Source organism: Heyndrickxia sp. NPDC080065 (genome assembly GCF_050281185.1).
Classification (GTDB): Bacteria; Bacillota; Bacilli; order Bacillales; family Bacillaceae_C; genus Heyndrickxia.
Map to the genome: position 1 here is coordinate 108,431 of NZ_JBNNWS010000007.1, position 12,280 is coordinate 120,710.

10 protein-coding genes and 1 pseudogene are annotated in these 12,280 nt (G+C 34.7%); 7 read left to right on the forward strand and 4 right to left on the reverse strand.

The window, feature by feature from the left end; all coding sequences use genetic code 11:
- Positions 1-283 precede the first annotated feature (283 nt).
- On the forward strand, positions 284-901 hold the full coding sequence (locus tag ACQKP0_RS09875; protein ID WP_427405818.1) for a class I SAM-dependent methyltransferase: 618 nt from the start codon (positions 284-286) through the stop codon (positions 899-901).
- Between the two features lie 60 nt (positions 902-961).
- Here the strand turns inward: ACQKP0_RS09875 and ACQKP0_RS09880 are convergent, their stop codons facing one another.
- The gene (locus ACQKP0_RS09880) at positions 962-1,432 is read right to left on the reverse strand and encodes a hypothetical protein (RefSeq protein WP_427405668.1); all 471 of its coding nucleotides are present in this window, start codon (positions 1,430-1,432) and stop codon (positions 962-964) included.
- A 786-nt stretch (positions 1,433-2,218) separates the two neighbouring features.
- Between ACQKP0_RS09880 and ACQKP0_RS09885 the strand changes: the two genes are divergently transcribed.
- The 4 genes from ACQKP0_RS09885 to ACQKP0_RS09900 all read left to right on the forward strand — a co-directional run bounded on the left by ACQKP0_RS09885 (position 2,219) and on the right by ACQKP0_RS09900 (position 6,358).
- Positions 2,219-2,752 carry an RNA polymerase sigma factor gene (locus tag ACQKP0_RS09885; RefSeq protein ID WP_427405669.1) on the forward strand — a complete coding sequence of 178 codons (534 nt, stop codon included), beginning with the start codon at positions 2,219-2,221 and terminating at the stop codon, positions 2,750-2,752.
- Positions 2,727-3,344: a hypothetical protein gene (locus tag ACQKP0_RS09890; protein ID WP_427405670.1), complete on the forward strand. Its 618-nt coding sequence runs from the start codon at positions 2,727-2,729 to the stop codon at positions 3,342-3,344. Before ACQKP0_RS09885 ends, ACQKP0_RS09890 begins: the two co-directional genes overlap by 26 nt.
- 271 nt (positions 3,345-3,615) lie before the next feature.
- Positions 3,616-4,515, forward strand: a complete 900-nt coding sequence (locus ACQKP0_RS09895) for an NAD(P)/FAD-dependent oxidoreductase (protein WP_427405671.1) — start codon at positions 3,616-3,618, stop codon at positions 4,513-4,515.
- A 187-nt stretch (positions 4,516-4,702) separates the two neighbouring features.
- Positions 4,703-6,358, forward strand: coding sequence for a methyl-accepting chemotaxis protein (locus tag ACQKP0_RS09900; protein ID WP_427405672.1), 1,656 nt, complete (start codon positions 4,703-4,705; stop codon positions 6,356-6,358).
- A 46-nt stretch (positions 6,359-6,404) separates the two neighbouring features.
- On the opposite strand, the gene ACQKP0_RS09905 is transcribed toward ACQKP0_RS09900, so the two are convergent.
- The 3 genes and pseudogenes from ACQKP0_RS09905 to ACQKP0_RS09915 all read right to left on the reverse strand — a co-directional run.
- Positions 6,405-7,238 (reverse strand): HAD family hydrolase, encoded by an 834-nt coding sequence (locus ACQKP0_RS09905; RefSeq protein ID WP_427405673.1) that lies wholly within the window; start codon positions 7,236-7,238, stop codon positions 6,405-6,407.
- A 187-nt stretch (positions 7,239-7,425) separates the two neighbouring features.
- A complete protein-coding gene (locus ACQKP0_RS09910; protein ID WP_427405674.1) occupies positions 7,426-7,575 on the reverse strand; it encodes a YjcZ family sporulation protein in 150 nt (49 codons plus the stop codon).
- 79 nt (positions 7,576-7,654) lie between these two features.
- Positions 7,655-7,741, reverse strand: a pseudogene (locus tag ACQKP0_RS09915) (YjcZ family sporulation protein); the annotation flags it as partial.
- A gap of 562 nt (positions 7,742-8,303) precedes the next feature.
- Here ACQKP0_RS09915 and ACQKP0_RS09920 point away from each other — a divergent pair.
- Together ACQKP0_RS09920 and abc-f are read left to right on the forward strand one after the other, a co-directional pair.
- A complete protein-coding gene (locus ACQKP0_RS09920) occupies positions 8,304-9,731 on the forward strand; it encodes an amino acid permease (protein ID WP_427405675.1) in 1,428 nt (475 codons plus the stop codon).
- 701 nt (positions 9,732-10,432) lie between these two features.
- Positions 10,433-12,238, forward strand: coding sequence for a ribosomal protection-like ABC-F family protein (gene abc-f, locus ACQKP0_RS09925; protein WP_427405676.1), 1,806 nt, complete (start codon positions 10,433-10,435; stop codon positions 12,236-12,238).
- Positions 12,239-12,280: the final 42 nt, after the last annotated feature.

Below are 12,280 nucleotides of genomic sequence, written 5' to 3' on the forward strand. Positions count from 1 at the left end.
GTATAAATATTGCTCCATCAAAAAATTTGATTGTATCATCCATCTTATATAAATGTACACCGGGATCATCTTTGGACAAATAGAGGTATTTTTCACTTGGGACGGAAGGTTTGTGTTGGCAGAGTATCGAGGATAAAATCAAAAAGTTGCGGATAACATGGAAATCCCGTAGATATATTATCGGTTATATTTTTGTGTAATGGGTATCCATGTTTAATATCGCAATTTCTTAAAAATCCTATTATAATGGACATCAAGATCTTAAAATTGTAAGAAAATGGTGATGTCATTGCTTGAATGGACAGGTGAAAGAATTATTCCGAAACAACTGAAGCCCACAAACGGGATGTTATTAGAACATATTGCGAGGTACTATTTTGCGACCCCTTATATAAAAGGGAGAGTATTGGATATTGCTTGTGGCACAGGCTATGGCTGCCATATGGTCGCTAAGGATCGAAAACGCGAGCTAGTGGAATTGATCGGAGTGGATATTGATAAAGAAACAATCGAGTATGCCAACCGGGAATATCATCATCAAAAGATTACCTATCTACAAGGAGACTGTTTAGATCCGAAACTGCCAGAAAAATTAGGAATGTTTGATACAATCTTAAGTTTTGAAACGATTGAACATGTTAAGGATGATCAATTGTTTATGGATTATTTGTATCAAATGTTAAAGCCTGGGGGGACATTGGTGTTATCTAGTCCTTTTGGAAGAGGTCGCGGGATGCCGACGAGTGAACCTTTCCATGTTCATCAGCTTACACCAGAAGAGTTTGAGGATTTATTTATCCGCTTTTCTAATGTAGAAATTTATTATCAAAGAGGACCGACATTTGAGAGGCAGCGTGAGGGAGTCCGATATTTTATTGGAGTGGCGGTTTGTACAAAGTAAGAGTAAAAAAGCCCTGAAGTAGGTCGGAAATTTGAACCTATCAGGGCGAATTTTTTGTCATTATAATCTAGAAAATCCCTCTTCATGCAAATATTCAGCAGCTTCTTGGTATGAATTAAATGTGCCATCCAGATTTAAGCCTGCATAAACATTCCACATATCATCTTCATTTATAAGAATTAATGTATGGTTGTCCTGGTTAATCCATTTTTCTTCCGTTTGCTCTCCAACAATGGATGATTCAATGGCTGTTTTCGGAGCAAGTGAGAGAATAGATTTTTGAATGATGGTCCGAAGCTCTTCCTCGGAAAAATCTCGAATGTTTACCATTCCTTTATCATCCACCTGATAATCGCTCAGATTCCCCGCGTAAACAAAGCCATTCCCATTTGGATGTAAATGATAAACGACATTCTTTTTATCAGATGAGCTTTCTTCATAATGAAAATTTATTCTCCCCAGTGATACATTTTTCCTTTCCAGCTCTGGAAAGGATTCAATAATTGCTAGTTTATCTTCAAAAGTAAGCATATAGCCTCCACGTAAAAATATGATTTAATTGCACAATTATATCATAATCCATATTTTTTCAAAATCTAAGTACGGGACTTGTTTAACAATAAGCTAATATATCTTTATCATTCGAAAAATCGTACAAAGATGTACCTTAACAGAGCGGGATGAAGCACATCATCTGTAAAATCAGTTAAAGATGTACCTCAAAAGAGAAGAGGCATTATCTAAGATGATGGCTGGTAGAAGGTAATGATCCTCAGATACTCTTAATCAATAAAAGATATGATATAGACTTCATTTTGTTTCGCTCTGACGAACATAATAAGAAGACAGACCATGTCCTATGATCTTAAAGTTAGGCTCTTTTCGTATAAATTGTTGCTTTTAGACTATAAACTTAGTCCGTTGATTTCCGCTCCAGACACTTGCTTTCCGCGGGGAGTGATGGGAGCCTCCTCGGCGTTACCGCCTGTGGGGTCTCCCACTTCCCTCTTTTTCCCGCAGGAGTCAAGTGTCCTCCGCTACAATCAACTCAGATTGTTAATAAAATATCACTAAAAAAGCAACAAACTTTACGAAAACAGCCTAAAGTTATTAGAAAGAACCATACATAATTCGTGTATTACGTTTGTAGTGATCTTTCTTTTAGGGAAAAGAATAGTCCATTCCTCTACACTCCTTAACAAAGCAGATGTAATAATAAAAAGTACTACGACCCTAAAATCTCCATCATTTGTTTTACATAAAGTGATTCTTTCAATGCATCATATCCGTCTATTAATGTAAAGGGGGGAACCAAATATGCTCAATAATGATTTTGAAGCTATTTATCTTGAATATAGCGACAAAGTTTATAGTTATATTTTTTTATTAGTAAAAAATAAAGAGCTAGCAGAAGATTTAACTCAAGAAACTTTTTATAAAGCTTATAGGAAAATTCATTCTTTTAAGGAGGAGGCAAGTATTTACACCTGGCTGATAAAGATAGGTAGAAATTTAACATATGACTTCTATCGAAGAAGAAGAGTGTTAAGTTTCTTCTCTATTGAAAAATATAATGATAAAAGAGTTAGTAATGATACTCCTCAGGAAATTATTATCAAAGGTGAAAGAGTACAAATATTATATGAGGCTATAAAAAAGTTAAAGTTAGAATATCAGGAGGTCATCATTTTACGAAAAATTAAAGATTTTTCAATTAAAGAGGTTTCCATAATATTAGGGTGGAGTGAAGTGAAGGTTAAGAATACAACATCAAGAGCAATAGTATCTCTAAGAAAAATATTATCTGAAAAGGGGGAGGATTTTGATGCGAACTTCATTGAAATTGGATGAGTCATTTAGTCAGTTAAATAATATAGAACGTTCAAACCTACAAAAATATGCTACTCTTTCTTCGTTAAATAAAAGATTAGAGAGAAAAAGAACAAAGATTATTCCTTTTTTTATAAGTACATGCGCTATTATCATAGCAATACTATTTACACTATTAACGGTGACAAATGTCTTTAATTCTGATTCATCATCACAATTGAAGAGTACACATAATCCTTATGTGAAAATGATAAAAGGAAAACAAATCACCCAATCTTTAATATCAAAATCTAATTCTCCTTATACCTTTACCCCAGGTCAATTAAATCGTAGTCCAGATCCAGTTGCTATGATAACGGACGATATACGTTGGAATGAAACTTTGAAGGACGCTTTGATTTTTATGAATGAAATAAAGAATCCTCCTACAGATGATCCAGGATATGATTTAATGATCTATATTAATAATGAAACTGTTATAAAATTCAAAATCTGGATCAATGACAAATTAATTATTTTTAAGGATTTTAAAACAAGCTCTTACTACTCCATAAAAAGTGATTTTTCGAAAGGATTTGGTTATATCTTAAATCATTTAACTACTTTAAGATGAAAAGAACTACAGAACTTTGACTGTAGTTTTTTTCATGTATATGATTATTTTTTACTTAATGCCCTCTTCCAAATCGAATTATAATATTTCCTATTTCATAACAGGAATTTTCTCACTATCCTCTGAATTTGACCCTTCACTATATAAATTACTTAAAAATATTTAGCGAAATATCCCAATAATAAATACTCAACAGGCATCAAATTCCAGACTAAATAGTAACAGATTGGATAAAATACCAAGATACTAATCAATTTGGAGTGAAAATATTTTGATTTATGATTGTATCATTATTGGCGGTGGAATTGCAGGATTACAGGCGGCGATTCAATTAGGCAGATATCAGCATAAAATTCTTGTGATTGATTCTAATCACGGAAGATCAAACCTATGTAGGGCATATCACAATATTCTGGGATGGGGTAACGGTGTAAGTGGTGATTATCTTCGGAGAACTGGAAGGGAACAAGCAGAAGAATTAGGAGTGGAGTTTATTAATCAAACGGTAATAGCTGTTGAAAATCAAGACAATGAGTTCGTTTGTACGGTAAAGGATGGAGTAAGATTTATCGGCAAACGTTTATTATTTGCTACTGGAATTATGGATCGTTTACCAGATTTTCCTGAGTTAATACCATGTCTGGGAATAAGTGTGTATGTGTGTCCTGATTGTGATGGCTACGAGGTGAAAAATAAACGTACGATTGTTATAGGGGCAGGAAATGCAGGGGCAAATATGGCACTAACCTTAAAATATTGGACACATGAGATTATCTACGTTAATCATGAAATAACCAATATTGATGATCAACTCCAAAAACAATTAGAGATAGAAAATATCACGTACTATCAAGAAGCAATCAGCAAGGTTCTAGGGAAAGAATCACAGTTTAAGGGGGTTGTTTTAAAAAGTGGAATTGTGTTAGATGGGAAGCATGCTTTTGTTGCACTAGGAGGCAATGAAATTCGATCTGAACTGGCAGGAAACATAGGTGTAGAGCTGCATGAAAATAAACATATCTTAACTAATCCAAGGACGAAAATGACAAATATTGAAAACGTATGGGCTGCGGGAGATGTCGCTGCCCACTCTGAACAAGTGACCATTGCGATGGGAGAAGGCTCCCAGGCAGCTATATGGATCCATAAAAGTTTACTCGAGAGTAACTAAAATAGAGGGAGAAAACTTCTTCAAAAAACGGGTCTAAAGCATTAAATCTAGTGCCTAATCTATAACTTTTTACCTATAAAATACGATTGCTTTATCAAATCTTAACGTAATATATACAATTCCTTAACAATTATAGGATTAAATAAATAATAGAAGATTTTAACAAAACAAAAGAGGTAATAGATGAATGACTTTCCTGCATAAGTTAAGCCTTAGAACGATTTTAGTAGTACCTATTATTTTGGTGATTGTGCTATCTTCTATCATCATTGCCTATGTCAGCTATGAAAAAAATAAGCAAATAACCATTCTCTCGGTGGAGCAGCAAATGAAATCTTCTGCTGAGGTAATAAAAGAAAAAATAACGATGTTAAAATCGACCGTACCAAAGGAACAGTTTAATAAAAAATTATCCTATGCTTTAACCCAAAATAAAAATAGCTTTAGGTCCTCTAATTTAGATCCGATGCAATTTAGAATTTCAAAGGACCTTAAAATTGAATCATTTGAAGAATTTAAAAGTCCCGTTCCTCACCTTTCTGAAAGTACTTTGAAAAAAATTCACCAACAAAAGCAAGGTAGTCTTCATAGTAATGGACTGACATTAGCATTTTCTTATCAAGTAGAACTAGATGGATCGGTCTACGTCATAGCCTTGAACGACCAAGACTACCTAAAGCCAGTATACAATTATAGAAATCTATTAATTGGGATAACCTTCCTCACAGTTCTTTTTGCAAGTGCTATTGGATTCCTTACTATTCGTAAAGTAACAAATCCGATCTTGTCATTAAAAAAATTAATGGAACAAGTTTCAAAAGGGGATCTACAAACAAGAATAAAAATAGATCATTCTAGTAAAGAAATCCATTCGTTATCAATAGGCTTTAATCAAATGGTGGAGCGTCTTCATTCCTTAATGGTGCATTTGGAAGCAAGTGCAAATCAAGTAACTTTATCTTCTGATGGGCTCCGAATGACATCAACTGAGTCTAAATTAGCTGTAGAGCAAATATCTAGCGCGATTGAAGAAGTAGCGGGAGGGACAGAGATACAAGTAGGAAATGCAACAATTGCTACTGACCAGATTTCAGGAATATCTACAGGAATGGATCAGGCCGCACATTCCATACATAGTGTTGAAAAATCTATTAATAGAGCACTACAAAAAGCAAATACAGGAAATGATTTAGTAGATCATACAGTAGAACAAATAAATTTGGTACAAAAAACAGTAGAAAAAACGGCAGAAATGATTGACTCTTTATATGAAAAAACGAAAGATATCGACCAAATATTAAATTTAATTAGTGAGATCTCTCATTCAACCAGTCTCTTATCATTAAACGCAACAATTGAAGCTGCACGTGCAGGTGAACATGGAAAAGGATTTGCTGTTGTAGCACAAGAGGTTAGAAAATTATCAGATCAATCAGGACAGGCAGTATTGCATATCAAAAATATAACTGATGAAATAAGAAGTGAAACCGAAGAGGTAGTTTTATCGGTCACACAAGGATTGAAGGTTTTAAAAGACGGAACTATGCTGGTACATCAAACAGAACAAGCATTTGAGGAAATTGTTCAAGCTGTAGGAAAAGTCACCAATGAAACAAAAGATGTTTCTACGATTGTAAGAAATGTAAGTACACAAACGAAAAATATGGTTCCTCAAATGAAAGAGATTGCTTCAATTTCTGAACAATTTGCAGAAGCAATTCAGCATGTTTCGGCTGCATCAGAAGAACAACAAGCATCTATGGATGAGGTATCTAAAGAAGCGAATACCTTAAACAAGCTAGCCAAGGAGCTTGAAACAGTCTTAAGTAGTTTTAAAATATAGGCACCATCGATCAAAAATAAACAAAAACCCTCATAATAGAGGGTTTTTAACATTCAATTGTTTCTAATGCATGAACAAGTTCTAATAAATTATTGACAATTAGATCCCCATGGGACGGTTCACTTATTTTATGTGGATCAATTAGAATTGTTTGACAGCCAAATTCTTTGGCAGGAAAAATTTCATTAATCGCATTATCCCCGATGGAAAGTATTTGATTAAACTCTATTTGATAATATTCTTTAATTTTATTTAAATGTTCTTTTGTTTTTATTGGCTTTCGTCCGTCAAATATTTTTTTATCAAAATATTCCTGGAATCCAAGCTTGGACATAATGACCTCACTATCTCTCTCAGGAGAATTTGTAAGTAATACTAACTTTTTTTTGTTTGATAAATGCTTAAGCATTTCTTTAAAGCCTGGTACCTCTTTCATTTGAAATTCGTCACTCATCATATATTCGCGAGTTTCTCGAAAGGATGCCTCTGCTTCATGGTTATCGATTCCATAATGTCTGGCGATAGCTGCTGGAACCCACCATAGGTCTCCGATATTAAGCATGGAGTGAAAATCAAATTGTAACTCCGCTTTATAGATATTTTTAATTTCCTCACTTGAAAGTGGTTCACCTTCCCATGTAAAAGCATGTGTTACATGTCCATTTTTATGAGTTAATATAAGATCATTTTGGACGTCATAAACGGATCCAAATTTTAATGGATGGAGTCCTTTAAGAACATTTTGGTACTCTTGATTAAAAGACACCCTATATTTTGAATCTAACTTCTCACAAAGTTTTTTAGCGTAATAATCAAAGTGATGAACATCTTCATATAAAGTCCCGTCTAGGTCAAAAACAATTATTTTGATATCTTGCAAAGCCTTCAACTCCTTAATAGTGTACTCATTAATAATAGAGTGAGTTCATTCAAATAAAAAGAAATAAGCCTTTTAACCGTAAAATTTTGTTAAAAGGCTTATTTAGTTTAACGTCTACACAAGGTTCCCAGGTGTGTTCAAATTCTCAATTATTTTGAAGAGAAGAACCACAATGTAAGCGCCAATTTTAGTTAAAGCAAATTGTTGCTCCTACAATGATGAGAAGGATAAACAATACAACGATTAAAGCAAACCAACGACCGCCACCGCCATAAGCTGGAGCAACCATTGGAGCATAGCCATAGCCACAGCCTCCACCGCATAAACCGAAGCCCATACAATAACCTCCTTTCTCTTAATCAATTAGTTGATTAATAATAACCACCGTAGCCACCACCGTAGCCACCACCGTAGCCGCCGCCTACAAATGCTGCTCCTACAATGATGAGCAAGATAAATAAAACGACAATTAGTGCAAAACCAGCACCATATCCACCATCCATATCCATTTCACCCCTTTCATTTTCTCGCTAACATGATATGAATAAACTAAAATAATGACAGGGGCAATTGTCCTTTTTGAAAAAAAACTAAAACGACTTGTGCTGATAAGATTCTCATGTAGGAGAGTAGAAATGTTAGAGATTTGATTAGACTGTACAAGAAAGTGCCCCTTCAAAAAAGGGGCACATCCATCTGAAGGCAGGTTGCAGATGTGTTCTGTTTAGGGCGGTTCATACATTTTATGCATCAGCCTTTTTATAAACTGGGTAGATAACTAGTTTACAAAAATTTATTATCCTTCCTTTCTAATTTAAATTTGGCTTTGTTAAACCTAATCTTTAATATATATAAAATCCTATGGTGCACATGTTCAGCTGGTTATACCGCGTATTGAAATACTCTTTCGCATCTTTACAGGAGATTTTATCAACAATAACCATTTAAGATGAAATACATACTTCACCCCTTCATCTATTTACCACTTTACTAAAATAAAGTATCGGTGTACAATAAACAACAGATTAATAGATACGAATATACATCATAGAAAGGAGATACATCATGAATAACAATAAATGGGGACTTTGGATCTTAACCACTTTTGTAGTAGGTAACATGGTTGGTGGAGGAATTTTTATGCTTCCAGCTAATTTAGCACAAGTATCAAGTCCTTTAGGTTCAACGATTGCATGGGCAGCAACTGGTTTAGGTGTATTTATGATTGCACTCGTTTTCGGTAATTTAGCTGTTCGAAAGAAAAATTTAAAAGCGGGACCACAGAGCTATGCTCAAAATATGTTTGCATCCCCAAAGGCGGGGAAAGTAGCGGGATATAGTATGGCTTGGGGTTATTGGGCCGCGAACTGGGCAGCTACAGCTTCCGTGATTATATCATTTGCTGGTTATTTGACAACATTTTTTCCTATTATGCAAAGCTCAAAAATCATTTTTTCTATTGGATCTTTCCAGTTAGAAGCTGGAAAGCTCATTACATTTATTGTTTGTTCAGTTATGTTATGGGGGATTCAATTTATTCTTTCAAAAAGCTTTAATAGTGCAGGGAAAATGAATTTAATGGCAACAGTCTCCAAAATTATAGGATTTGGATTATTTATTGTTGCAACGATTTTTATTTTCGATAAGGCTAATCTTGGGAATGCAAAAGAATTTGTAGATGCAACGGGAAAATCCTTTTCGTTAGGTGGACAAGTTAATGCGGGAGCTATCGCCACACTATGGGCTTTCATCGGGATTGAATCGGCGGTAATGCTTTCAAATCGTGCCAAATCACAAAGCGATGTAAAAAAAGCAACCATTATTGGATTGTTCATTTCACTTGTTATTTATATAGGTATTACGTTATTAACGATGGGCGCATTACCTCAAGATGTTTTAAAGGAATCATCCAAGCCGTTGGTCGATGCTCTTGGAGCAGCTATAGGTAATAAAGGGACTTATATTTTGGCTATCCTAGCACTTATTTCATTATTTGGTTCAACTGTTGGTTGGATTGTGGTCAGTTCTGAAGTGCCATATCAAGCAGCGAAAGCAGGATTATTCCCATCATTTTTTGCTAAAACAAATAAAACAGGCAGTCCAAGAAATTCATTAACATTAACTAATACGATGACTCAGATCTTTTTATTTTCTACCATTTCAGGCACTGTCACTCAAGCCTATAATTTTGCTATGGTAGTCGCAACACTAGCATATCTTATTCCATACCTAGTCTCAGCTGTTTACCAATTAAAGCTGGTTGTAACAGGTGAAACATATGACTTAATTAAAGGATCTCGTACAAAGGACGGAATGATTACGGCCTTAGCTCTTCTTTACTCCCTTTGGGTAATTAAAACAGGAACAGCTGACATGAAAACCTTCTTATTGGGAATTGGGTTGTATGTTTTGGGGTTAGTATTGTATCCGTTTATTATGAGAGGTCACAAAGATAAGGCAAAGATTGATACTGAAAAATTAGGTTTACAATAATTATTAGGGGCTTATTATGAATAAGTCCTTTTTAGGATTTTTATAAATAAGATCTGTTGTAATTTTCTGCAATTTTGAGTATACTATAAGTAACGAACTTAAAGGAGGTATCTAATTTAGACATCATGATTTCTATACACTTTTTTCGCTAATATTTTTTATACGAAAAAGTGGCTCTGTCTGTTGTCAGAGTGATGGGATAAGTATGTCTATTTTTAGGTACAGACTTTTATAATGAACGGTTTAATATAGGAGAACTATATCTTCTTTGTCGTTTAGGAAATTATAATATATTCGTACTGTGGATAACTTTATGAAGAGCGAGGTTTACGTCTAGCGCAAGCAGCCGTCGGCTAGCGGATTTTTCCGTCTCCTCCCTACGATAAGTCAACATCGGCTCGTGAACTACCTCACCGTGTTTCCTTTATCTCAGTCGAAGACTACGAAATCCGTACGCCGATGAGCAAGGCGCTTGCGCTTTTGTTCTGTTCTCTAATTTTTCCTCCATCACTATCTCTACACAGGCAGATGCCTGTGTTTTTTTATTTTATTAGGCTTTGTTAATGCTTAATGTTGATAAAATTGCCTGTAGGGTATGCGTGAAGCGAGATATAACTAGCTGAACGCATGCACTACAGGACTTAATAAAAAACAATAGCACTATTTAACAAAGCCATTTTAAAAAATGGTGGTGGATGTTTATGTTTTTATTAAAAGCAGAAGAAGTAAGCGTAGAGATAAATGGAAATGGTTTATTTGAAAATGTATCGATTGAAATTGGTGAAGATGATCGTATTGCCCTCATTGGAAATAATGGTGTAGGAAAAACGACCTTTATAAGGAATTTGGTTGGGGAGTTACCCATTACAAAAGGAATCATCAAAAGAAAAATACAAAGAGATGAAATAGGGTGGATGGATCAACAGTCCAGTGACTTACATGCGGTAACTACAAGAGAGTTTGTTGAAATGGAAAATAAAAAATTATTTGATCTGAAAAGAAAAATAATGCTGGCAGAGGGTCAAAATAATTTTTCAAATGATTACATGGATGCCTTTCAACAATATATAGATTCCGATGGGTATGAATGGGAAGCTACTATTGAGCGGCAGCTTTCTAAAGTTGGTTTACCTGAGCACCTTTGGTCCGAACCTTTCTATTATTTAAGCGGTGGACAAAAAACGAGAGCAAAGCTAGCGAAAGTAATGGTGAAACAACCTAAATTGCTGATTTTGGATGAACCGACCAATCATTTAGATGCAGAATCGATTGATTGGCTTGTCCACTGGATATCTCAATTTAATGGTGCTGTATTGTTTACCTCACATGAAAGAGATTTTATTGATCGAGTAGCAAAAACGACTTACGAGCTAAACTGTAAAGGGACAAAAAAGTATCATGGAGGATACAAATATTATTCTGAACAAAAGCAATTAGAACAAAAAACATTGGAATCTCAATATCAAAAGCAAGAAAATGAACGAAAAAAACTAATCGAAGTGGTTAACCAGTATAGGCAATGGTTTGAAAAAGCACATCAATCAGCAAGTGAACGTGACCCTTTTGCTAAGAAAAAGGCAAATAAAAACATGACGAGATTGAAAGCAAAAGAAAAGGCATTGGAACGACTTGAAAACAATCGAATTGAAAAGCCTGTTGAATCAACAAAATTAAACTATAGTATCGATTCTGAGGATTTCTCTGGAAGAACAATGCTGGCATTAAACAATGTTAATTTTTCTTATACTACGGAAATAAAATTTTTCGATCAGCTTTCTTTTACGATAAAACGTGGAGATCGGATAGCAGTAGTCGGAAAGAATGGTTCCGGAAAAACGACATTATTAAAATTGTTAACGGGTCATTTAAAAACAGCCTCAGGGAAAATCACAAGAAATCCACAATTAAAAGTCGGCTATTTTATGCAAGAATTAGAGGGTTTAAAAGATGACGAAACAATCATTGAGCAAATCATATCGCTGCCAAATATGACACAAACGGAAGCGAGAACCATTTTAGCATGTTTTTTATTTCGCAGGGAGGATGTTTTTAAAAAGGTAAGAGATTTAAGTATGGGGGAAAAATGTCGTGTTGCTTTTGTGAAATTATATTTTTCGAATGCGAACCTTCTTGTTTTTGATGAACCGACCAATTATTTAGATATTGAAACACGGGAACGAATGGAGGAAGCACTTACTTTGTACCCTGGAGCAGTCATCATGGTTTCTCATGATTCATTTTTATTAAGAAAAGTAGCAAATCGCGTAATTGCTTTAGAAAATGGAGAAGTAACTGATTATCCAGGGACATATGTTGAATGGACAGCAGCTGTTCGCACACCTAACGATCTTCAAGCAATCAAAAATGAAAAAAGCATCTTAGAGCTGCAATTAGCAAATTTAATTGCGGAGGAGATTCTTGGGGATGGAGATCAAAGAGAAGAAAATACTCAAAAAATATTGGAGCTGAAACAAAGGATTCTTGAACTAGAACGAAGAAATAATTAGTAAAAATACTAGGGGATGAAATATGTCCTTCATTCTCTGGTG

What these genes read in the sequence shown, in the direction of transcription:
- ACQKP0_RS09875 (WP_427405818.1), top strand. Translation starts at nt 284, where the DNA reads ATGTCATTGCTTGAATGGACAGGTGAAAGAATTATTCCGAAACAACTG.
- ACQKP0_RS09880 (WP_427405668.1), bottom strand. Translation starts at nt 1,432, where the DNA reads ATGCTTACTTTTGAAGATAAACTAGCAATTATTGAATCCTTTCCAGAG.
- ACQKP0_RS09885 (WP_427405669.1), top strand. Translation starts at nt 2,219, where the DNA reads ATGCTCAATAATGATTTTGAAGCTATTTATCTTGAATATAGCGACAAA.
- ACQKP0_RS09890 (WP_427405670.1), top strand. Translation starts at nt 2,727, where the DNA reads ATGCGAACTTCATTGAAATTGGATGAGTCATTTAGTCAGTTAAATAAT.
- ACQKP0_RS09900 (WP_427405672.1), top strand. Translation starts at nt 4,703, where the DNA reads ATGACTTTCCTGCATAAGTTAAGCCTTAGAACGATTTTAGTAGTACCT.
- ACQKP0_RS09910 (WP_427405674.1), bottom strand. Translation starts at nt 7,575, where the DNA reads ATGGGCTTCGGTTTATGCGGTGGAGGCTGTGGCTATGGCTATGCTCCA.
- ACQKP0_RS09920 (WP_427405675.1), top strand. Translation starts at nt 8,304, where the DNA reads ATGAATAACAATAAATGGGGACTTTGGATCTTAACCACTTTTGTAGTA.
- abc-f (WP_427405676.1), top strand. Translation starts at nt 10,433, where the DNA reads ATGTTTTTATTAAAAGCAGAAGAAGTAAGCGTAGAGATAAATGGAAAT.